The following is a 20,824-nucleotide window of genomic DNA, read 5'->3' as shown; positions in this document are numbered from 1 at the left end:
CGACGCCAGTCGGAAGGGCGACGCGAGTAGGGTGGCGTAGTTTACGACTCGGATTGTCTGTATTCGTCGACGATCGTCGCGCCGCGTGAGGCTCCGATCCGTTCAGCCCCGGCCTCGAACATCGCCTTTGCTTTCTCCCAGGAGCCGATCCCGCCGCTGGCCTTGACCGGAAGATACCGACTCAGCCGCTCGACATCGGCCACTGTCGCACCGCCGTTGAATCCGGTCGATGTCTTGAGAAAGTCAGCGCCAGCTTCAGCGGTCAGTTGCCCGACGCGGTCGAGTTCGGCGTCAGTCAACAGCGGTGCTTCGACGATGACTTTGACTGGCAGCGACGTGGCCGCGACGACTTCCGCAATGTCCGTCCTCACGAGCTCGTCTTCGCCGGCTTTGAGCTGCCCGATGTTACAGACCATGTCGAGTTCGTCGGCACCGTCGTCGCCGGCCTGGGCTGCCTCGGCCGCTTTGACCGACGACGCATGCTGTCCATGGGGGAACCCGACGACAGTCGCGAGTCTGACCTCGGGTGCGTATGTACCCGCCTGGGCGACGTAACACGGCGGGACGCAGGCAGCCATCCCGTACTCGATCGCGTCATCGAGCACGTCGATGACGGCAGCTGGTGTCGTTTCCGGGCCGAGCACGGTGTGTTCGATTCGTGCGGGAACGTCTTCCGGGAGCATACGTCTGGGAGGAACCCGGAGGACATAAAGGTCAACTGTCTCATTTCGGCGGTGTTCAGATAAGCACCGATCAAAGAGCGACTTTTTGCCGGCTACACAACCGAATCCTGGTGGACTGAAAGGGCGAGTCAGTTCCGGGAACCCCGACGATGCAAGCACTGCAGAGCCTGAAAGGCTCGAAGCGCGCAGCGAGTCGCGGGACCGGAACTGGCGAGGGCTTTCAGAGCAGTCTCACTCAATTCAACCCCTTATCTGAACACTACCCTCATTTCCGTCGTGGGTCCACACCGGACTGGCGAACTCGATCCACGACAATGAAGCGTCGGTTTCCCAAGACCGGAACGTTTTCCATGGATGCCTAAGTAAACCAACATATGGCAATTCTTCCAAGCGGGCTGGTCGCTCCGGGGCTGCCGTATCTGGTGGTACTCGGGCTGGGGGCGCTGCTGACGACACTGCTTTTGTTTGGGTTCGAGCCGCCGGTGGGGAAACGACACGTCGTTGCGTTGCTTCCGTGGATGGCGATCGGGGGGATCGCACACGGGTTCTATCAGGTGCCGGGACTGTACCCGGCGTGGGTCGCGCCGCTGTTTTCAGCTCCGACAGTGTACGTGACGACCTACGTCCTGGTGGCGACTGTCTGGCTGCTGTTGATCCTCCTCGGGACAGCCACGGGCAATCTCGGTCGCGTCGGGACGTATCTCGGGGCGGCTGGTCTCGGTGTCTTGATCGTCTTCCTCGGCGCGATGGTCTGGCAGGGGATCGCTCCGGCGGTCGAGTTCTCGCCGATGTGGCCGACCCTCGCGTTCGTAATCTCGCTTGCGGTGACGGCAGTCACGTACTTCCTGGTAAGTCTCCGTTGGACTGGGGCGGTCGCTCGGACGGGGATCGCCGGCGCGGCCGTCGTCTTCGCCCACACGTTCGACGGTGTGATCACGATGATCGGCTACGACATCCTGGGATCGACTGAGCGAACGCCGATCCCGGCGGCGATCATGGATTTCGCCGGCTCGCTGCCGACAGCCGCATACATCGGCTCCGGATGGCTGTTTCTCGTCGTGAAGGTACTCATCGCGACGTTCGTTGTCGTCACGTTTGCCGACTACGTTGAGGAGGAACCGACCTACGGCAGCCTCTTTTTCGTTGTCATCACGGCTGTCGGGCTCGGACCGGCGGTGAACAACTTCGTGCTGTTCACGCTGGGATAATCCGGGGGCGATCGTCGTGACGGGGGCGACGGCGCGGAGTGATGGCAGTTCTCAACTGTTTTAGTCCCCGCGATCACAGCCACACGCATGGCGAAACAACCGCACTTGCTCGTCGAGGAGGGCGACCTGCCCGACGTCGTGTTGCTTCCCGGTGATCCGGGCCGCGTCGATCGCATCGCCGACCACTGTGAGAACGTCGAAACGGTGACGCACAACCGCGAATACCGGATCGTCACCGCGACCTACGAGGGCCGGGAACTGGCGATCTGTTCGACCGGGATCGGGAGTCCGTCGGCGGCAGTTGCCATCGAGGAACTCGCGGCCGTCGGCGTCGAGACGTTCCTGCGCGTGGGGACGACCGGCGCACTCCAGTCCGACATCGAGATCGGCGACGTGATCGTCGCAACCGGCGCGGCCAAGGACGAAGGGACCACGAAACGCTACGAGTCGGCGACGATTCCGGCCGTCCCGGACCACGAGGTGGTGTCGACGCTGGTTGGGGCGGCCAGACGACGCGACGAGCCGGTCCACGTCGGGCCGATCGTGACAGACGATGCCTTTTACGCGGAGGACGACTCGGCCGTCACCGACTGGGAAGCCGCTGGCTTGCTCGCTGTCGAGATGGAAGCGGCCTCGATTTTCTCGCTGGCGCGTCGGAAGGGACTTCGCTCGGGCGCGATCTGCACCGTCGACGGGAATCTGGTCGAGGGGACCCAGAAGGGCGAAACCGAGGACGACGAACTGCCGGCGAAAGCACACGATAACGTCGAACGAATGATCGAGATGGCGCTCACGGCCGTGACGGAACTGTAACCCAGTCGGTGCTGACGGAATCGGGGGAGTTTTCATGCACGGCTCGAATAGCCGAGTCACATGAGTGGACGGTCGGGGGCTGCCTACCGCAGATTGCGTCGGCGCATGCGCTATCGAGCCGGCGCGTTTCGCCGCTGGGTCGAGCACACCCGGAATCTCGTCCACCTTTCGGTCCTCGTTGCGATCCCGCTGTTGATGGGTGTCGTGACGTGGCTCTCGAACTTTCTCGGGATTCTCCCGTATCTGCTGTTCCCGCCGCTGGCCTCCGGGTCGTACTCGCTGTTCACGAACCCGGAAAGCCCCGCGTCCTCCCCACGCCGGTTCATCGGGGGGCTGACCGCCGGCGCACTCTGTGGGTGGATCGCACTCGCCGTGACGGCCCGGTACTGGTATCAGGTCCCACCGGGACAGTATCAGGTTCACGGTGGGGCGGTTGCGCTTGGCCTCTTTCTGACCGGGGCCGTCACGTGGGCGTTAAACCTGCGCGAGGCATCGGCGTATTCGACGGCGCTGCTCGTTCACGTCACCGGGACGGCACAGATCGAGTACGTCCTGAGCGTCTTCGTGTCGTCGACGATCGTCGCCGGTGTCTTCGTTGCCTGGCGTCGTGGCGTCTACGAAAACCGGGCGGAGTTGCTCTACGATTCGATCCGCGGCGACGACCGCGTGCTCGTTCCGTTGCTCTGTGAGGAGGCCGACGCGACGGCGATGCTCGCCGCTCGACTCGCTGGGGCCCACGACGCCGGCAAAGTCGTCCTGCTCGACATCGTCGACGACGAAGCGGTCGCCAGCGTCGAGCGCGAACTCATCGACACTGACGCGACTTACAGCGGCGATGCGGACTGGCTGGCGAACGCGGGCGATGCGTCGCTGACTCAAGCGGATCGGGATGATCTCGAAGCGGCCGATTTCGATGCAGCGACGCTCGACGATATTGCGGAGAAACACGCCGTCTCGGCCGCGGCGGACCGTCTCGAAACCGATGCTGCCCGTATCGAGACGAAGGTTGGCGTACCATGTGACGTGATCGTCGCCGCCGACGGTGACTCACCTGCAGATACGATCTCCCGCACTGCCAAGCAGGCAAACTGTGACTTGATCGCCGTCCCGTACCAGGAACGCCACGGCGGGCTGTCGCCGACGATCAAACAGCTGTTCGTTGGTGATATCGACGTGCTGGTCCATCGGTCTCACGAGGGTCGCACCCGCTGGAAGCGAATCCTCGTCCCGGTCCGGACGAAAGGCGTTGCCCACAGCATGATCGACTTCGCGACGCGGCTCGCCGGACGGACCGGTCACGTCAGCGTGTGTCACTGTATTACCGCAGCCCAACAACGTCGCCAGGCCGAGGAATTGCTCGCCGACCTCGTCGAGACGTTTACCGGTCGGATCGAAACCCGGGTTGCGGCCGAGGATCTCCAGTCGTTTCTCACGGAGAACGCGCCGGGATACGATCTGGTCATCATCGGCTCAAGTCAGGACCGGAGTACGACCTCGCGGTTCGTCTCGCCGCCGACCTTCGAACGCCTCGAAGACGTAGCGACTGATGTCGCGATCGTCGATCGGAATTACGTCGACGACCGTTAGCGCTCCGTCACTGATCGGAATGCCGTGGTTGGGGCCGGTCCCGGCTCCCTGTATCTCAGAGATCGTTTTCGTCCTTGACCGCGAGCAGTCGGTCGGCGATCGATTCCATACCGTCCCCGCCCATGGCCGACTGGACCAGAAGATGCCCGCCGATAACTGCCGGGCTGATGACCGAGTCGGCCCCCGCTCGCCGGAGCTTCTCGATGTTTGCGCGGTCAGTCGCGGCGGCGACGATCCGGGCTTCGGGATTGAGTTGTCTCGCGGTCAGGATCGCGAGAGCATCCTGGGCGTCGTCGTTGGTTGCCACCAGCACCGCGCGGGCGCGATCGATGCCGGCCCGCTGAAGGGGTTCGTCGTCGCTGGGATCGCCAACGATCGCATTGATGTCCCGATTGCCGAGTGCGGTTGCCGCGTCGTCGTCGGGCGTGACGACGATAAAGGCCGTCTCGGACTGAAGTTCTTCGAGGATCGGTTCCGTGAGGTCGCCGTACCCCAGCACGAGGACGTGATCCTCGAGCTGGTCGAGTTGTGTGCGTGTCATAGTGCCGAGTGCGCGTGCAAACCGGGCCTGGATCATCGGGCCGATCAGCGAGCCGAGGGCGAGCGCGAACGACGCCGTTCCGAGAACGACGACTGACAGCGCGAACAGTCGAGTGCCGTCGGAACTGGACGGGATCACGTCGCCATAGCCGACAGTCGACGCGGTCACGACCGTGTAGTACAGCGCGTCCGTGAGTGTCTCGACCTGTGCGAACTCCTCGCGCAACGCATAGGTGCCGACAGTGCCGTAGGTCATCGTTCCGACGAGCGCGGCCAGTGCCGCAAGCTGTGAGAGCGAGAGGTCGATCTTCCGGTCGAACCGCCGGTAACTCAACAGGACAGTCGGGACCGACAGCACCGAGAGGACGACCAGCGGCATCGAGACGACCGAGGACTGCACGAGTCCCTGGAAAGCTGTCACCGGCAACAGGACAACCGTCGAGAACCACGCGATCCGAAGTCGTCGCCGAAGGCCAAAGACCGACGCCAACATGAGAAAGCCGGTCAGTGATCCGGTAAATCCGGCAGTCTGCTGAAGCGTCGACGGGATTATCTCCGCGAGAGGGCCCGAGACCGACGCTGAGCCGACGTGTACGAGCCCCGTCGCGACCGACAGGACGGCCACGACTGACGTCAGATAGATCGCCGGCCTTGAGCCCAACCAATCCCGAATCTCGTCCATAGTCGCACACACCGCAGGCCGGGAGTAAAGTCTGCCGGGACGGCGGGAGCATGCCAGGTGGAGAGGGTGATCGCCGGTACTGATTTGAGCGAGGGCCGTCCATCAGCGCACATGCCATCGCTACCAGTTGCCCTGCTCTTTGGCGTCTACCTGGGCGTGCTTACCGGCATCATCCCGGCGCTGGTCGCCTGGGTGCTCGGGTTCCTGTTCAAATATCTCACCGGTGTCACGCTGCCGGGGTTCGGTGTGGTCGTCCTCGGGGTCGCGTTGGCTGGCGTCAACGGTGGGTTGCTCGCACTTGCGGACCCCTCGATCACGGGGTCGGCCAATGCGCCGACGATCCTCCTCGCCCTGCTGGTAATCATGATGATGGTGCTGTACGCCCACAGCAAGGGCGACCAACTCGGCGCGGCAATGCCGCGGAAGCTCTCGCTTCGGACCCTCGGTGAACGGACGCTCGCTCTCGATCTGATCGAATCCGTCGGCAGCAACGAGGTCCGCGTGCGGGTGACCGGTGAGGTGGCCGACGTGGAAGGCTACCCCCCGCTGCCGGACGATCTCCGGGCGGAGATACGGGCCGGCGAGTGGACGTTCCCGGCCGATCTCGACCTGCCCGAATTGGAGACCAGACTCGCGGAGCGACTCACCAACGAATTTGCCCTGGGTGACGTCTCGGTCGCGATCGACAAGCGCGGCCGGGCGACCGTCGCGGCCGCACCGCCGTTCTCGGGGCTTTCCAAGCGCGTCGAGTCAGGCAAACGCGCCGTCTCCGTCGACGCGCTGGTTCCGACCGGTCTCGCCCGCGGGGACGTGGTGACGGTCGCGACGGCCGACGCACAGGTCCGCGGGACGGTCCTGAGTGCCCGCTCTTCCCACGACGACAGTGGCCCGCCCCGCCCGGCGGACTCGCCGGAGCAACCGGTGGAATCGGCTTCCGGACCGGAGCAACAGCCCGCCAAATCGGTCCGTGCACCGACGACAACCGGCGGTGACGGCCAGGTAACCGTCGCTGTCGGTCGGACCGACGCCGAAGCGCTGCTCCGGTCGGACCGGGCGACGATCATCGTCGAAGCGCGGGGCACTCGCCGGGAGTACGCGCTAATCTCGTTGCTTCGGCGAGCAGGCAAGCGGTTTCGCCGCCTGACCGTCCGGGCGGGCGGCGAACTCGCGGGGGGGACGCTCGGGTCGGCCGGCCTCCGGGACCGGTTTGGCGTCGTCGTGCTGGCCGTCCGGGACGGGAGTGGGTGGGAGTTCGACCCGCCGGGGACTCGCTCGATTGAACCAGGGACGGAGCTGTACGTCGTCGGAACGCGTGACGGACTCGACAGTCTCGGGGCGGTGGTAGCGTGATACCCGCCCGTCCGTTGCAGATCAGCGCCAGGGCGAGCACCGTGTTGGAAGCGGCCGCCGAAATCGGCGGGCTCGCTGTCGTCGCCGCGTCGGTAGCCGGCGGCGTCGCGATCGCGTACCGCTGGTACGCCCGTGAGCGCGTCTCGAACCCGCCGGCCGTTCTCATCGCCCTTGGCGCGGTCGCCCTACTGCTCAATGCTATGACAGCACTCGGACAGGTCGTGGGTCCAACGGGTGGGGCCGCCGTCCTGACCGTCCGCGCTGCGATGTTCAACGTGAGCGCCCTCGCGGTCGGCACGGCCGCGGCGCTGCTCGGAATCACCGTGGGCGATCACCTGGCGAAAACTGTGCTCGGCGGGACCGATCAGGTCGCACTCGACGATTCGGTGAGTCGTGTCGTCCGGGCTGTCGGTCGGGTCATCACTGTCAACCTTCCGGACGAAATCGAGGACGTGCCGGGGTACGATCCCGTCGACGCCGACACCAGGGCGACCCTCGAAGGGAAGACCTTCGTGTTTCCACGCGGCCTCACCGTCCAGGAGTTGCGCGACCGACTCACCCGTCGTCTGCGCGAGGATTATCGCGTCGGCCACGTCGATATCGAGATCGACGACGGCGGCACTGTCACGCACCTTGGACTGGGGAGTCGTGCCGCGGGGATCGGGCCGACGCTACCCCCGGAGAGCGCGGCGATGGCGATCCGCGCCGATCCCGCCTATGCGGCCAGCGCCGGCGATCTCGTCCAGGTGTGGGAGCGCGATCCACAGCGCCGACTCCTGAACGCCGAGGTCCGGGGGACGGCCGGCGAGGTCGTCACGCTTGCGATCGACGCCGCCGACGCCTCGAAGCTGTCGGCCGAGGCGCGGTACAAACTCGCCACCCTCCCCGTCGAGGAACGGGCCGATCGCGAACTCACGGAACTGCTCCGGGCAGCCGACGAGACCCTCGGTGTCGTCGAGATCGCTGAGGGAAGTTCGCTGGCCGGGGTGCCGGTCGGGGCGCTCGATGCCACCGTCGTCGCGATCCACGCCGGTGGCCCGGACGATCGCATCGAGGCACTGCCCGCCAGCGACCGCGTGCTTTCGGGCGGTGACTCGGTGTACGTCATCGCCCGGCCCGACGCTATCCGTCGGATGGAGGCGGCCGGCACTGCCGAAGGCGTCGGCGAGGGAGAGTCCGCATCAAGCACCATCTCCGAGGTCCGTGCGTCCCAATCTGTCGAGTCCGCCCAGCCAGTCGACGATGCTAGTTCCGAATCCGAGGAATCGTCCACCGGATCGGCCGAGACGAGCGCTGAAACACCCGAGGATCCATCCGAGGGGCCGAACGGATCGACCGACGCTGACAGTGAATCCGGCGAAAATGATGAGGTCGAGTCCAACGAGTCGGCGAACGCTGACGGCGACGGACGGACCGAACAGTCGCCCGCTGGATCGAGTGAGTCGGGTGACGAGACACCGGGCGAGGGGACACCGGCGTCTACGGAATCGGACGAAACCGGTGAGGGGACAGGTGAGACGAGTGAAGAGACAGCGGAGACGAGTGAGGCAGTAGATGCGGGTCCCGAAGAGACCACGGAGGCCACAGGAGAGTCGACAGCGGAAACGAACGGGGACGAACGCGCCTGATTTCCCCAACGCGGACACTGAGGGTTCGCGTGGCCCAGCGCCCGTCACGACGGAGATGGCTACCGTCTTCCGGAAGTATCACCCAAAAAATAATACGGGGCGAATACTGCCTCCGAATATGAACCCAAGCCGTCGGACCGCCCTCAAACTCGTTGGCACAGCCAGTCTCACGGCGGTTGCTGGCTGCAGCGGCATTGCCGCCCCCGGCCAGTCCTTTGGCAACCGACGGACGCTTTGGCCCGATGACGGCACTGCGGACGATCTGTTCGGCAACGAAGTCGCCGTTTCCCGGGACGGATCGACGATTCTGGTCAGTGCGTATCAAGCCGACACCTCCAGTGGAACGGAAACGGGCGCAGTCTACGTCTTCGAACGCGCCGATGAGTCCTGGACCCAAGCTGAAAAACTCGTTCCCGACGCCTCGCGAGACATCTACTCGTTCGGGGCCGGCGTGGCGCTGTCGGCCGACGGCACGACGGCCGTCGTCGGGTGTGGGTTCGACGAGCGACGCGAGATGCAGACATCGGGTGCGGTGTACGTCTTCGAACGGGTCGACGGCGAGTGGAGCCAGGAGGCGAGATTGATCGAGGACGTGGCGGATGACGCCACCGACAGGTCAGTAGCGTTTGCCAATGCGCTCGGCGAATCCGTCGCGGTCTCGACCGACGGGGGGACGGTGCTGGCCGGCGCACCCTACCACGTCTTCAGTACGACCAGCGGCGGCCCGCCGGTCTCCGGTGGATCGGCCGTCGACGACGTGGTCGCGTCCGTCAACGACTCGATCGGCCCGACACCGGGAGCGGCGTTCGTCTTCGAGCGATCCGGCGGCGAGTGGCACCAGGCCGCGAAATTCGCCTCCGAGGAACGGCGGGGGCCAGACCACGTTGGATCGGCGGTCGCACTCACAGGTGATGGGTCGAAAGCCTTCGTCGCCTCCCAGGGGGGCGGTTCGGTCACCGTCTTCGAGCGCGTTGAGGAGTCCTGGGCCGAAGCATCGACGCTCCCGATCGACGACGATACCTTCCTGTACCGCGACGGTGTGATCGGCATCTCCAGTGACGGCACCATGGCGGTCGTCGGGGACTACGGCGGCCCGGCGTCCGTCTTCGAATGGGTAGACGGCGAGTGGACCCGGTCGGCGACACTCTCACCCGGCCAGACGGACAACCCCGGGAAGAACGCACACGTCGCGCTCTCCGCCGACGGCGAGAGGGCCCTCATCGTCAGGCCGAGTACCGAACGGAAGAATGTTGTCGAGGCCGTCACTCGGTCGGGAGGATCGTGGCCTCGGGGAACGGTACTCGACGCCGGGGACGGCCGGTCGGACGGTCGATTCGGGCGGTCACTGGCACTCGCCGGTGACGGAACCACGGCCGTCGTCGGCGCTGATCGGGCAGCCACGGAGAACGGCATCCCCACCGGTGCGGCGTTTGTTTTCGAGTAAACAGGTTACGACAGAACGCGCTTCGAGTCGTCTTCCCTATTCCCAGGGTGTCGATCGGTCGGTGATCTCGCCGGCCAGCGGTTCGCACATCGCACTCGCGGGGTCGTCGCGGTTGGCCAGCACCCACATCAGCTTGACCATCGCCGTCCCGGGAAGCATGTCCTCGCCCTCGATCACGCCGGCGTCGAGCAGATCGCGCCCGGTGTCGTAGACGCGATCGCAGACCCGGCCGTCGATGCACTGGCTGGTCATCACGACCGTCGTGCCGTCCTCGACCAGCGCGTCGATCCGGTCGATCCAGTCCGTGTTGACGTGGCCCAGCCCGGTGCCTTCGATCACCACGCCCGCCGATCCATCGACGGGGTCGAGCATCGCTGGACCCGCACCGGGCGTGAACTTCACGAGGTCGACGTCGGTTTCGAGGTCAGCCCGCAGTGCCAGTTCGGTGTCGCCGCGCTCCTCGTACGCCCGGTTGAACGCAATCTCGCGGCCGTCGGCCGCTCGACTGTCCGAGGTTGCGTCGTCCTCGCTCGTCTCGTAGTCGACTTCCCCCAGGGGCTCCCGGCCGATCGTCTCGAAGGCGTCGCGTCGGGAGGTGTGGTTCTTTCGGGCGCGGGTGCCTCGATGGAGGGCGCAAGTGTCGTCGCTCTCGGAGGCGTGCATGGCGATCATGACCTCCGCGGCGTCACTTTTGGCGGCCTCGACCGCGCAGACGGCGTTCATCACGTTGTCCGAGGAGGGGCGATCGGCCGATCGCTGGCTGCCGGTGAAGACAATCGGCACTGGCGTTTCCAGCATGAACGCCATCGCACTCGCGGTGAATTGCATCGTATCGGTGCCGTGCATGACGACGACGCCGTCGGCCCCGGCTTCGATCTCCTCGTGAATGGCCTGGGCGAGGTCGACCCACACATCGGGGGTCATATTCTCCGAGAGAATGTTCGCGACGACGCGCCCACGGTAGTTGGCCAGGCCGGCGAGCTCGGGGACGGCCCGGAGGACGTCCTCGGCGTCGAACTGCGCCGTGACCGCGCCGGTCCGGTAGTCGACGGTGGAGGCGATGGTGCCGCCGGTCGAAATCAACGAGATTGTCGGGAGGTCCTCGTCGAATTCGATTTTCGATTCCTCGCTTGCTTCCCCCGGCTCGATGTCGTAGACGTCCGATTCGAGGACGTCTGCTTCGGCCGTTGCCCGGTCGATCCCGACGTTGTAGCCATTCGGGAGTTTGACGACGAGCGTCTCCGCGTCCGAGGAGGGGAGTAACACACCCTCGAACGTCCGGCCGCCGTCCTCGACCGCCACGCGATCTCCTGGGTTCATGCTCCGGGCTACCGGACCGGTGGACTTCAAACCATCTTTCTCTCACGGGAAAGGCCCATATCGCTGGCCGCCCCAGCAAGGGTATGGCCGAGCGATCCGACCAGCGAACGCGCGAGCGATCGCAAGTCGATACCGAGGACCTCCAAGAGCTCCTCGACACCGGCCCGGATGTCGACGACGTGGCGGGCGACTCGACTGACGCCCCACGCTCGGCGGACGCTGACTCGGGGCTGGTCTCAGGTCTCCGTGATCGCCTCGGGTCGGCTGTCGCTGGAGCGGTGTCTCGGCCGTTCGCATCGATTCGCTCCCGACTGGGGCAACTCTTTTCCGTGCGAACGTTCGGGACCGCCCTCGTTGCAAGTATCGTCGCGGCGATCGGCTTCGGGTTCGCGATTCCCTTCGTCGATACACTCGGCGCGCTGGTCGGTATTTTCGCCGTTGGACTCGGATTTGGCCTCGTGGGTGATCGCCGGCAGTACCTCGAACTCGGACTCGCGGGCGCGGCCACGGCCGTACTGGGTGCTGTGATGGAATTCCTGGTCATCGCGCTGGCCGGTCGTAGTGACCTGGTGGTGCTGTTCGGCGTCAGCAGCGGCCTGCTCGCGGCCGTGATCGGCCACTACGTGGGCCGTGATCTGCGCTCCGGACTGACGCGAGATATTTGAGTTACCGTCGCAGCATCCACTGATCGCCGTCACGATGGACGACGCCACGCGATTGCAGCGACCCGAGAATGTCCTCGACGACCGGCGGCGGAACCTCGACCTGGCGACTGATCGAATCGAGATCGGCACCGCCATCGGCGATCGCTCCCATGACCTCGACGTAGAGACGATCGTCGCTGTCGTCTATCTCCTCGCTAACTCGCTCCATGACGTCCGTCAGCCGGCCCTGGACCCACCGCTGGGCGAGCGAGAGTTCGTTGCGGAGCCGACGGAGCCGACGCATCTCGACGGCGAGTTCCGGCAACTCGGACGCACCGTCCGGGTCGACGTCGATCGAGAGGTGCTTACACGAGGTGATGTCCAACCCGGAACTGGCCGGATACGCGGTTTTGGTCCCGAAATCGTACGGCGAGGCCGTGACTTCGAGTCGGAACCCGCGTGAGATATAGAAGTACTTGCGACGGCGTTCGTCGGTTCGGCTCTCGACGAGGCCGGCTTCTTCGAGCTGTCGTAAATGGTCGATGACGGCCTTCGGACTCACGCCGAGGTAGTCGCTGATCTCCGTGACGTAGCAGGGTTTGCGCGCCAGCAGACGCAGGATGCGTCGACGGTTCGCGTTTCCCAGAAGATCGAGTAACTCGGCGGATTCCATTCACGTGACGTTAGTGATTCTAACATATAACTCTATCTTTTGGGAGGGTCCACCCCGCGAACTGGTGGCCACGTGGCTATACTATTCTGCATTCCTCTATGCGTGTTCGGCAATCACGGTACTGCCCGTCGTTGAGGAGTTCCAGTAATTGACTCACCAGGCCCCGACCGACGTCTGGTGGTCGGTGAAAACTCCGCCTGTCCGGTCCCCCACCTTGGCTAATTCTCCGAGTGAGATGTCCGCTAGTATGCTCCCGAACGACGGTTCAGTGTCGATCCCGGTTGGTGAGCGGTTCCTGTCGGGCCCGTTGTTCTCAGCGTTCCCGTTTGCGGGGGACCGAGTTTCGTTTGCTGCACTTTCAGAACTTGATGGCGCTGCCATGCCGCCACCCTGGCCCGGCGTTTTTCCATCACCGCCGCTCGGACCGGGCGCTGTCTCGTTTCCTGTGGATTGGGTAGTTCCGTTCGCCGCCGGTGCCTTCGTCCGATTCGGGCCCGTTGACATCGTGCCGTTTGCCCCCTGGGTTGAACCGTTCGTTCCGGGTGCCGTCGCGCCATTCGGCTCCGAGGGGGCCACCGGTCCGTTGGGCCCGTTTGGACCGGTATTGTCGGATCCATTGGATCGGCCGGGCGGTTCAACCGGCGGGCCTCGCTGCACTCCCGGTGGGGGGCCCCCGGAGAGATTCCGGGCTATCGATGCGACCTCGTGGCCACTCATGTTCGACGCCTGCGATCGGAGCGTTTCGAGACGTGTCGTGTTGACACCAATCGACCGCGCTGTCTCTCCCGTTTCGTTGATCGATCGTTCCAGCGCCTGAATCCTTGCGGCGAGCCGAGAGACGGTCGCGGCGGAATTCGGATTCCGCACGTCGACGCTTTCGTTTTCGAGGGCGGCAAGTCGCGTCCTGAGCTCCTGAAGTCGCCGTTCGAGCGATGCGGTACGTCGTTCGACTGCATCGCGAGCTGTCGATGCGTTCGCTCGTGCCACCCCCGCCTTCCACATACCGCTTTCGACAGATGCATCGGCTGAGACGGTACTTGATTGCATGAACGCACTCATTTTGCTCCCGAGTGTCGGAGCTGTCTCGTTAGTGGAGGATACACTCTCGTTTGTCGTCGTGTTGGTGACCGGGTCTCCCGCGATGGTGACCGGCCCGTCAGTTGCGGAAGCGACGACGGCGGACGCAAGCGATGGCCCCACTGCAACGCCGATCGCAAGCAACAACACGGCAATGGGAACCCGATATCTCATATCACCTGCTTGTGTCTGTCCACGTATAAACCCGGATATTTGTTTGCACCGTTCAGCGATCGAAAGGAGCGGCTCATATCGTCCAATAGCGTTCATCCTATGGTCTGCATCCGTTTGATGCTCGGAATTTTCACTACCAACCGCCACCTATCGGTTCGTTCGGACCGGTTTGCCGAAGATTTATATCCGATGGTGTGGTGTATGTTATTGTATAGCATGTTCGAACCGTTCTCGGGAGCCTACTACCTCGGCCGGTTGTACGTCGAACCGCGTGATGGAGAGACCCCAGCGATAGCCAGAGATCAGTATGAATCGGTTCGACGACAACTCTACGACCCGGATACGGGCGGTCGAGATACGCCGCTGGTGATGAAACTCGACCAGCAGCACTTCCCGGTAACTGGCGTCGAGTCCGTACCGGCGGACACACTCGCAGTGCCTCCCGAGATACTATCGGAGTCCCAGGTCGAGCATCCGCCATCGTTGCGGGAAGTGCTGCTCGCGACGGCGGATCGAGCCGATCAGCTGTTATCGCTGACCAGCAGCGTGGATCCGCCTGATAGATTCACCGGCGCCCCGTCGGGACTCCGTTCTGATGGCGGGCAACCCACGGGGATTTAACCCGTCAGGCCCGTCGAGTCAGAGTGATGCTCGACGAGCTACTCGGGCGCGCCCGGCTCAAGGAGCGCATCGAGGAACTCGAAGACGAAAATCGCCATCTCAAGCGGGAGTTGGACGCTGAGTCCGACCGGCGAGCGGACATCGAGACGGAGCGCCAGGCGGCCGAACGCCGCGCGAACCGGCTCGATGACCGGGTCCAGGAACTACAGGATCGCGTCGAACGGCTCTCTGGATCGGATCGGGACTTGTCGGTTCGACGCCGTGAGACACTCCGCGGTGACCGGCTCACGTCGGTCCTGGACCGTCTCGATTCGTTCGAAACTGGTCCCGAAGGTGCGCTAACCGCGTTCGTCGACGACGGGCCGCTCCCGGACGCTGTCAGCGATGCTTTCGGCGACCATGCGAGCCTTGTCTCCCGGGCCGCCCCGTGCTTCGTGTTCACCGACGACGCCGGCCTCCTCAGCGTGGCGCTGGACCCGCCGATCGAGCCCGACCCGTTCGTCACCTGGGATGACGGGTTCGTCTTCGATCGATCGCATTTCGAGCCGACGGGGGAATTCACCCTGGCGCTGGTCCGTTCTGACCTCTTTGCCATGGGTGAGTACCACGGGCGCGAACGGATCGCATTTCACGGCTTCGACAGTGATCTGGGGCGGAATCATTCGAAAGGTGGCTTCTCGCAGGCGCGCTTTGAACGCCTTCGCGACGAGCAGATCGACTCACACCTCGAACGGTGCCAGGTAGCCCTCGAGGAGCGCTCGACCGACCGGCTGTACGTCGTCGGCGAGGGGACCGTGCTGGACGCGTTTACCGACGAAGCGGACGCGACGGCGACTGTCGACGCCACTGGCGATCCCGAACCGGCGCTGGACGATGCGTTCTATGACTTCTGGACGACGACGCTGTGGGCGATCTGATTGGTAGACGCTGGGTTGCCGTCCATCTATGCCAGCACTGGTGGGTAAATAGTAATTTTTTGGGTGTGGGTGGTCATCTGGGGAATACTTATTGACTCGCCCCTCGTAGTAGCGAACATGACCCAAGCGACGCTTGACGACCGGGGGCGGTTGACGTTGCCAAAAGAAGTGCGTGAAGAGTATGGTGAGACGTACTACGTTGTTTCTCTCCATGACGGTATCAAGCTGGTTCCCGTCGCGGACGATCCGCTTGGGGCGCTTCGAGACGAGTTTTCGGACGTAGAGAAGACGGCCAGTGAACTTCGTGAGGGGGCACGGGCGGGTGCCATCGAGGAGGCCGGTCGGTGAATGTACGTCGAGGCTGACTTTCTGCTCGCACTGATCAAGGACGACGACTGGTTAGGGGAGGCTGCCGAGGAGGTGTATACCACTCACCGTGAGGACCTCTGGACATCTCAGCTGACACTTATTGAACTGCTCCTCGTCGCGTACCGCGAAGATCGGGAGGCAGAGCGAGTCGTGACGAACGCTGCCGCGCTTGTTGAGGTTGACGGCGACGTCGAAACGGTCGTGACCGCGGCAACGTACGTCGATGACTACGGATTTACACCGTTTGATGCGCTCCACTATATCGAGTCAGACGGCGAGACAATCGTCTCCAGCGACGACACCTACGATCAAGTCACATCCCGACTCGATCTGAGGACAGTTCTCGAAGAGTGACTCACCCTTCCGGCCGTCACCGCAGAAGCTAAACGCCGGTCGCACCTTCCCCCGACAATGACTGACTGGACGGAGATTCATCGTCCTTCGACGCTCGCGGAGGTGCGGGGCAACGACAAGGCCCGCGACGCCCTCCGGGAGTGGGCCGAGTCCTGGCCCGACCACCGCGAGGCAGTCGTCCTCTATGGCTCGCCTGGCATCGGGAAAACCTCGGCGGCCCACGCCCTCGCCAACGACATGGACTGGCCGACGATCGAACTCAACGCCAGTGACTCCCGGACCAAAGACGTCATCGAGCAGGTCGCGGGCGAGGCTGCCAAAAGCGGCACGCTCGCCCAGGGTGGATCAGGGCGGCGACTCGTCATCTTGGACGAGGCCGACAACCTCCACGGCAACGTCGACCGCGGCGGGACGCGGGCGATCACGGCCCTGGTCAAGGAGGCCCAACAGCCGATCGTCCTCATCGCCAACGAGTTCTACGAGATGAGCAAGGGCCTCCGGAACGCCTGCCGGGACATCGAGTTTCGGGACGTCTCCACCCGGTCGATCGTCCCTGTCCTCCGTGATATCTGCCGACAGGAGGACGTCGGCTTCGAGAAGGAGGCACTCCGAAAGATCGCGGAGATGAACGACGGTGATCTTCGGGGAGCGATCAACGATCTGCAGGCCATCGCCGAGGGCCGGGACACGGTGACCGAAGACGACGTCGTGACCAGCGAACGCGACCGGACGACTGACATCTTTTCGTTTCTCGATACCGTCCTGAAGGAAGCAGACGCCCAGGAAACCCTCGAAGCGTCCTACGACGTCGACGAGACGCCCGACGACCTCATCTCCTGGATCGAGGACAACGTGCCCAAGGACTACGAGGGCGCGGAACTGGCACGTGCCTACCGCTCGCTCGCGAACGCCGACCGGTGGCTCGGTCGCGTGCGGGCTACCCAGAACTACTCCTTCTGGCGATATGCGTCCGACGCCATGACAGCCGGTGTCGCGGCCGCACGCAGCGGTGAGAAGGGCGGCTGGACGCGCTATGGCCCGCCGAGCTATTGGTCGAAGCTCGGTCGAACCAGGGGCGCACGGGACACGCGCGACGATGTCGCCCGCGCCATTGCGACGACCAGCGGCGTCAGCATGTCCACCGCGCGCCGCGAGGTGTTGCCGTATCTGGAGACGATGACCCACCACTGCAAGAACCGCGAGTTGACGGTTTCGATGACGGCGGCCTACGATCTCGACGCCGACCACGTGGCGTTCATTACGGGCAGCGGTGCGGACACGAACAAGATCGCTTCGATCGTCGAGGACGCGGCAGAACGCCGGGAAACGGCCGCCGTCGACGCCTCGGAAGGCGCGTTCGACCCGGGTGAAACCGGCGATTCGTCGTCCCAGGGCACTGACGGTGAGCAACGGGACGGCCAACCGGAACCGATCGACTCACAAGAAGCCGAGGAACGCAGTGCTCCGGACGAGGCTGAGACGAGCGTCGAGGAAGATGAGGCCGACGATCAACAGACCGGTCTCGGCGACTTCGTCTAGATCCGGTCGGCGCTATTCTCAGTCCGCCATAGACCCACAGTACTCCCGACCAATCCGCCATAGACGACGAGACCGGCGAGCAGATACGCCGTCTGGTGGAGTGGTGAGGCGGCGATCAGATGGCGGCCGAGATAGACCGCGACCGGCAACGCGGCCAGGGAAGCGAGCGGCGCGTGTCGGAACGTGCCGGACAATTTCTCGCGGCCCACGACGACGAGGACGAGCACAGCAAGGACCAACACGAGCAACACCGCGTACTGCAGGGTGCCCAGAACGGGCGTGTAGCTGCTGATGAACGGTGGCGTCAACAGGACGTTGGCCGGAAAGAGCACGAGCCCCCCGACCGCAGCGGCGGCGAGATGCGTCGACCGGATCGAGTCCGCCCAGGTCGCGACGAACGCGAAGGCGAACGCCCCAAAGATGGTGAAAGCGGTCCAGAAGTGCGCCGTCAGCACTTCGGACATCCCGAAGTTGGTCACCGTCTGCTGGCCGAGCAGCACCTGCAGCGGCGTCAACAGCGCACCGAGGGTCAGTGCGTACCGGATCCTCGTGGGCGTCTCACGACGCCAGGATTCGATGGCGGACCCGACGATGAACAGCCCGCCGATGCCGGCGACGACCCGGTGGATCCACTCGAAGAAACTCGGGAACGATTCCGGAAACAGATTCAGGAGTCCGCCGTCACAGACCGGCCAGCGCGCCTCACAGGCCAGCCCAGCGCCGTAGGACTTCGTGGCGACGCCCAGCAATATCGTCGCGAAGACGAACAGCAGCGTCGTGGCGACGAGAGAGCGAAATCGACGGTTCATGGCGTCCCCTTCGTCCGGAACTCACTTAGCCTCCGTCATTCCGGCGACCGAACGTCGTCCCGGTCGTTTCCGCGCCATCGCAAGATTTGGCGACTGTCACCTACCTTTTAGTCCATGCCTGAGAGGTTCCCCGTATGGGCCTCGAAGAGGACGCACTCGATTACCATCAACGGGACCCGCCCGGCAAACTCGAGATCGCCACGACGAAGCCGACAAACACCCAGCGGGATCTCAGCCTCGCGTATTCGCCCGGCGTCGCCGGGCCGTGTCGGGAGATCGACGCGGATCCCGCCGACGCCTTCGAGTACACGGCAAAGGGCAACCTCGTCGCCGTCGTCTCGGACGGCAGTGCCACGCTCGGACTGGGCGACATCGGCCCGCTCGCATCCAAACCGGTGATGGAGGGCAAGGGAGTGCTGTTCAAGCGCTTTGCCGACATCGATGTCTTCGATCTGGAGGTCGACGCCGACGATCCCGAACGGATGATCGACGTCGTCGAGGCACTCGAACCCACGTTCGGCGGCGTCAACCTGGAAGACATCGGTGCGCCAGCGTGTTTCACCATCGAAGAAAAGCTTCAGGAGTCGTTGTCGATTCCGGTGTTTCACGACGACCAACACGGGACGGCCATCATCACCGGCGCGGCACTGTTGAACGCCATCGATATCCTCGGGAAGGACCTTTCGGAGCTGGAGGTCGTCTTTTCGGGCGCTGGCGCGAGTGCCATCGCGACCGCCCGCTTTTTCGAATCGCTCGGCGTCCCCGGATCGGCGATCACGATGGTCGACTCCGGCGGAATCGTCACCGACGTGCGGGCCGAGTCCGGCGACGTCAACGCGTACAAGGCCGAGTTTGCGACCGAAGGGCCGGCGGGTGACCTGGCCGACGCGATGGCTGGCGCGGATGTCTTCGTTGGCCTCTCGGTCAGTGGGATCGTCGATCGGTCGATGGTTGCCTCGATGGCCGCGGATCCGATCGTGTTTCCGATGGCGAATCCGGACCCTGAGATCGATTACGACGACGCCAAAGCCGCCGGGGAGGGCACCACGATCGTTGCGACCGGCCGATCTGACTACCCGAACCAGGTCAACAACGTTCTCGGCTTCCCGTTCATCTTCCGGGGCGCACTGGACGCCCGCGCCCGGAGGATCAACGAGGAGATGAAAGTCGCGGCCGCCGAGGCACTCGCGGCACTCGCCCGGGAGGACGTTCCCGATGCCGTCGTGAAAGCCTACGGTGGCGAGCCGATCCAGTTCGGCCCGGAATACGTGATCCCGAAACCGCTGGATCCACGGGTTCTCTTCGAAGTCGCCCCGGCCGTCGCCAGGGCCGCAGTCGAGTCCGGTGCCGCACGACGGGAGCCCGATTTCGGGACGTACGTCGAGTCCCTCGAAGCGCGCCTTGGCAAATCCAGAGAGATGATGCGGATCATTCTCAACAAAGCCAAAAGCGACCCACAGCGGATCGTCCTCGCGGCAGGGGCTGACGATACGATGATCCGGTCCGCGTACCAACTTCTCGACCGCGGCATCGCCGAGCCGATCCTCGTCGGCGATCGTGCCGAGATTCGATCCAGCACCGACAGACTCGGGCTCTCGTTCGATCCGACGATCGTCGATCCCGGTGGCGATGCCGTCGACTGTTATGCGGATAGACTGTACGAACTTCGCAACCGAAAGGGGGTCACCCGGGACGAGGCCCGTGAACTGTTGACCGACGGCAACTATCTCGCGAGTGCGATGGTCGAAACCGGCGATGCGGACGCCATGCTGACGGGCGCGACCGATCACTATCCTTCCGCGCTCCGACCGCCGCTTGAGGTCGTCGGGACGGCCCCGGATGCCAACTACGCAGCAGGCGTGTACATGCTCACCTTCCGGAATCGAGTTATCTTCGTCGCCGACGTGACCGTCAATCCCGAACCGGACGCGGCAGTGCTGGCCGAGGTGACCCAGCATACGGCCGACCTGGCTCGACAGTTCAACGTCGATCCTCGCGCTGCATTGCTATCCTATAGCGATTTCGGGAGTGTCGAGGACGAACACACGGCTGTTCCGCGGGAAGCAACTCGCCGCCTCAGGAGCGATCCCTCAGTGACATTCCCGGTCGACGGTGAGATGCAAGCCGACACGGCGCTGGTAGAAGAGGTCCTGACAGGTACCTACGAGTTTGCCGATCTCGACGAACCGGCGAACGTGCTGATCTTCCCGAATCTCGAAGCGGGCAACGTTGCGTACAAACTCCTCGAAGAGCTCGGCGGCGCCGACGCGGTCGGGCCGATGCTGGCCGGCATGGACTGCCCGGTGCACGTCGTCCAGCGTGGCGACGACGTCGAGGATATCGTCCACCTTGCCGGTGTCGCTGTGGTCGACGCACAGTCGGAAACGTAGCG

At 64.2% G+C, this 20,824-nt stretch carries 18 protein-coding genes; 13 read left to right on the top strand and 5 right to left on the bottom strand.

Annotated elements, in window-relative coordinates:
• Nucleotides 1–41 precede the first annotated feature (41 nt).
• Nucleotides 42–683, bottom strand: coding sequence for a deoxyribose-phosphate aldolase (gene deoC / locus HBNXHr_RS07875; RefSeq protein WP_275736690.1), 642 nt, complete (start codon nucleotides 681–683; stop codon nucleotides 42–44).
• Between the two features lie 374 nt (nucleotides 684–1,057).
• On the opposite strand from deoC, the gene HBNXHr_RS07870 reads away from it, so the two are divergent.
• The 3 genes from HBNXHr_RS07870 to HBNXHr_RS07860 all read left to right on the top strand — a co-directional run bounded on the left by HBNXHr_RS07870 (nucleotide 1,058) and on the right by HBNXHr_RS07860 (nucleotide 4,291).
• Nucleotides 1,058–1,891 (top strand): DUF63 family protein, encoded by an 834-nt coding sequence (locus tag HBNXHr_RS07870; protein WP_275881728.1) that lies wholly within the window; start codon nucleotides 1,058–1,060, stop codon nucleotides 1,889–1,891.
• A gap of 87 nt (nucleotides 1,892–1,978) precedes the next feature.
• The gene (locus tag HBNXHr_RS07865; protein ID WP_275881727.1) at nucleotides 1,979–2,704 is read left to right on the top strand and encodes a nucleoside phosphorylase; all 726 of its coding nucleotides are present in this window, start codon (nucleotides 1,979–1,981) and stop codon (nucleotides 2,702–2,704) included.
• Between the two features lie 60 nt (nucleotides 2,705–2,764).
• Nucleotides 2,765–4,291 carry an HPP family protein gene (locus HBNXHr_RS07860; RefSeq protein WP_275736687.1) on the top strand — a complete coding sequence of 509 codons (1,527 nt, stop codon included), beginning with the start codon at nucleotides 2,765–2,767 and terminating at the stop codon, nucleotides 4,289–4,291.
• Between the two features lie 55 nt (nucleotides 4,292–4,346).
• Here HBNXHr_RS07860 and HBNXHr_RS07855 read toward each other — a convergent pair whose 3' ends face one another.
• A complete protein-coding gene (locus tag HBNXHr_RS07855) occupies nucleotides 4,347–5,513 on the bottom strand; it encodes an NAD-binding protein (protein WP_275736686.1) in 1,167 nt (388 codons plus the stop codon).
• A 111-nt stretch (nucleotides 5,514–5,624) separates the two neighbouring features.
• Between HBNXHr_RS07855 and HBNXHr_RS07850 the strand changes: the two genes are divergently transcribed.
• The 3 genes from HBNXHr_RS07850 to HBNXHr_RS07840 all read left to right on the top strand — a co-directional run bounded on the left by HBNXHr_RS07850 (nucleotide 5,625) and on the right by HBNXHr_RS07840 (nucleotide 9,935).
• A complete protein-coding gene (locus HBNXHr_RS07850; RefSeq protein ID WP_275881726.1) occupies nucleotides 5,625–6,863 on the top strand; it encodes a TrkA C-terminal domain-containing protein in 1,239 nt (412 codons plus the stop codon).
• The gene (locus HBNXHr_RS07845) at nucleotides 6,860–8,491 is read left to right on the top strand and encodes a hypothetical protein (protein ID WP_275881725.1); all 1,632 of its coding nucleotides are present in this window, start codon (nucleotides 6,860–6,862) and stop codon (nucleotides 8,489–8,491) included. The genes HBNXHr_RS07850 and HBNXHr_RS07845 overlap by 4 nt, the downstream gene beginning before the upstream one ends.
• A gap of 118 nt (nucleotides 8,492–8,609) precedes the next feature.
• Nucleotides 8,610–9,935: an FG-GAP repeat protein gene (locus HBNXHr_RS07840; protein ID WP_275881724.1), complete on the top strand. Its 1,326-nt coding sequence runs from the start codon at nucleotides 8,610–8,612 to the stop codon at nucleotides 9,933–9,935.
• A 36-nt stretch (nucleotides 9,936–9,971) separates the two neighbouring features.
• On the opposite strand, the gene gatD is transcribed toward HBNXHr_RS07840, so the two are convergent.
• Nucleotides 9,972–11,255 (bottom strand): Glu-tRNA(Gln) amidotransferase subunit GatD, encoded by a 1,284-nt coding sequence (gene gatD, locus HBNXHr_RS07835; protein WP_275881723.1) that lies wholly within the window; start codon nucleotides 11,253–11,255, stop codon nucleotides 9,972–9,974.
• Between the two features lie 83 nt (nucleotides 11,256–11,338).
• On the opposite strand from gatD, the gene HBNXHr_RS07830 reads away from it, so the two are divergent.
• Complete coding sequence (locus HBNXHr_RS07830) at nucleotides 11,339–11,920, top strand: hypothetical protein (RefSeq protein WP_275881722.1); 582 nt, start codon at nucleotides 11,339–11,341, stop codon at nucleotides 11,918–11,920.
• 1 nt (nucleotide 11,921) lies between these two features.
• Here the strand turns inward: HBNXHr_RS07830 and HBNXHr_RS07825 are convergent, their stop codons facing one another.
• Entirely contained in the window at nucleotides 11,922–12,572 is a 651-nt protein-coding gene (locus HBNXHr_RS07825; RefSeq protein WP_275736680.1) for a metalloregulator ArsR/SmtB family transcription factor, read from the bottom strand.
• A 1,467-nt stretch (nucleotides 12,573–14,039) separates the two neighbouring features.
• Between HBNXHr_RS07825 and HBNXHr_RS07820 the strand changes: the two genes are divergently transcribed.
• From HBNXHr_RS07820 to HBNXHr_RS07800, 5 genes are all read left to right on the top strand, one after another.
• On the top strand, nucleotides 14,040–14,444 hold the full coding sequence (locus tag HBNXHr_RS07820; RefSeq protein ID WP_275881721.1) for a DUF5802 family protein: 405 nt from the start codon (nucleotides 14,040–14,042) through the stop codon (nucleotides 14,442–14,444).
• A gap of 26 nt (nucleotides 14,445–14,470) precedes the next feature.
• Nucleotides 14,471–15,361 carry a Vms1/Ankzf1 family peptidyl-tRNA hydrolase gene (locus HBNXHr_RS07815; protein WP_275881720.1) on the top strand — a complete coding sequence of 297 codons (891 nt, stop codon included), beginning with the start codon at nucleotides 14,471–14,473 and terminating at the stop codon, nucleotides 15,359–15,361.
• A 117-nt stretch (nucleotides 15,362–15,478) separates the two neighbouring features.
• Complete coding sequence (locus tag HBNXHr_RS07810) at nucleotides 15,479–15,709, top strand: AbrB/MazE/SpoVT family DNA-binding domain-containing protein (protein ID WP_275736678.1); 231 nt, start codon at nucleotides 15,479–15,481, stop codon at nucleotides 15,707–15,709.
• Nucleotides 15,710–16,084 carry a PIN domain-containing protein gene (locus HBNXHr_RS07805; protein ID WP_015790733.1) on the top strand — a complete coding sequence of 125 codons (375 nt, stop codon included), beginning with the start codon at nucleotides 15,710–15,712 and terminating at the stop codon, nucleotides 16,082–16,084. It abuts the gene before it with no gap.
• A 57-nt stretch (nucleotides 16,085–16,141) separates the two neighbouring features.
• Nucleotides 16,142–17,623, top strand: a complete 1,482-nt coding sequence (locus tag HBNXHr_RS07800) for a replication factor C large subunit (RefSeq protein ID WP_275881719.1) — start codon at nucleotides 16,142–16,144, stop codon at nucleotides 17,621–17,623.
• On the opposite strand, the gene HBNXHr_RS07795 is transcribed toward HBNXHr_RS07800, so the two are convergent.
• The gene (locus tag HBNXHr_RS07795; protein WP_275881718.1) at nucleotides 17,620–18,432 is read right to left on the bottom strand and encodes a COX15/CtaA family protein; all 813 of its coding nucleotides are present in this window, start codon (nucleotides 18,430–18,432) and stop codon (nucleotides 17,620–17,622) included. The two genes, HBNXHr_RS07800 and HBNXHr_RS07795, sit on opposite strands and share 4 nt — an antisense overlap.
• A 134-nt stretch (nucleotides 18,433–18,566) precedes the next feature.
• Here HBNXHr_RS07795 and HBNXHr_RS07790 point away from each other — a divergent pair, with 134 nt between their 5' ends.
• Nucleotides 18,567–20,822, top strand: coding sequence for an NADP-dependent malic enzyme (locus tag HBNXHr_RS07790; protein WP_275881717.1), 2,256 nt, complete (start codon nucleotides 18,567–18,569; stop codon nucleotides 20,820–20,822).
• Nucleotides 20,823–20,824: the final 2 nt, after the last annotated feature.

The sequence above is a fragment of the Halorhabdus sp. BNX81 genome (assembly GCF_029229925.1).
Classification (GTDB): Archaea; Halobacteriota; Halobacteria; order Halobacteriales; family Haloarculaceae; genus Halorhabdus.
This window is presented reverse-complemented; position numbering and strand designations above follow the sequence as displayed.

Coding starts and splice junctions, on each gene's coding strand:
- HBNXHr_RS07795 (WP_275881718.1), bottom strand. CDS start 18,432: ATGAACCGTCGATTTCGCTCTCTCGTCGCCACGACGCTGCTGTTCGTC.
- HBNXHr_RS07815 (WP_275881720.1), top strand. CDS start 14,471: ATGCTCGACGAGCTACTCGGGCGCGCCCGGCTCAAGGAGCGCATCGAG.
- HBNXHr_RS07840 (WP_275881724.1), top strand. CDS start 8,610: ATGAACCCAAGCCGTCGGACCGCCCTCAAACTCGTTGGCACAGCCAGT.
- HBNXHr_RS07790 (WP_275881717.1), top strand. CDS start 18,567: ATGGGCCTCGAAGAGGACGCACTCGATTACCATCAACGGGACCCGCCC.
- HBNXHr_RS07810 (WP_275736678.1), top strand. CDS start 15,479: ATGACCCAAGCGACGCTTGACGACCGGGGGCGGTTGACGTTGCCAAAA.
- deoC (WP_275736690.1), bottom strand. CDS start 683: ATGCTCCCGGAAGACGTTCCCGCACGAATCGAACACACCGTGCTCGGC.
- HBNXHr_RS07825 (WP_275736680.1), bottom strand. CDS start 12,572: ATGGAATCCGCCGAGTTACTCGATCTTCTGGGAAACGCGAACCGTCGA.
- HBNXHr_RS07850 (WP_275881726.1), top strand. CDS start 5,625: ATGCCATCGCTACCAGTTGCCCTGCTCTTTGGCGTCTACCTGGGCGTG.
- gatD (WP_275881723.1), bottom strand. CDS start 11,255: ATGAACCCAGGAGATCGCGTGGCGGTCGAGGACGGCGGCCGGACGTTC.
- HBNXHr_RS07870 (WP_275881728.1), top strand. CDS start 1,058: ATGGCAATTCTTCCAAGCGGGCTGGTCGCTCCGGGGCTGCCGTATCTG.
- HBNXHr_RS07830 (WP_275881722.1), top strand. CDS start 11,339: ATGGCCGAGCGATCCGACCAGCGAACGCGCGAGCGATCGCAAGTCGAT.
- HBNXHr_RS07820 (WP_275881721.1), top strand. CDS start 14,040: ATGTTCGAACCGTTCTCGGGAGCCTACTACCTCGGCCGGTTGTACGTC.
- HBNXHr_RS07800 (WP_275881719.1), top strand. CDS start 16,142: ATGACTGACTGGACGGAGATTCATCGTCCTTCGACGCTCGCGGAGGTG.
- HBNXHr_RS07860 (WP_275736687.1), top strand. CDS start 2,765: ATGAGTGGACGGTCGGGGGCTGCCTACCGCAGATTGCGTCGGCGCATG.
- HBNXHr_RS07855 (WP_275736686.1), bottom strand. CDS start 5,513: ATGGACGAGATTCGGGATTGGTTGGGCTCAAGGCCGGCGATCTATCTG.
- HBNXHr_RS07805 (WP_015790733.1), top strand. CDS start 15,710: ATGTACGTCGAGGCTGACTTTCTGCTCGCACTGATCAAGGACGACGAC.
- HBNXHr_RS07865 (WP_275881727.1), top strand. CDS start 1,979: ATGGCGAAACAACCGCACTTGCTCGTCGAGGAGGGCGACCTGCCCGAC.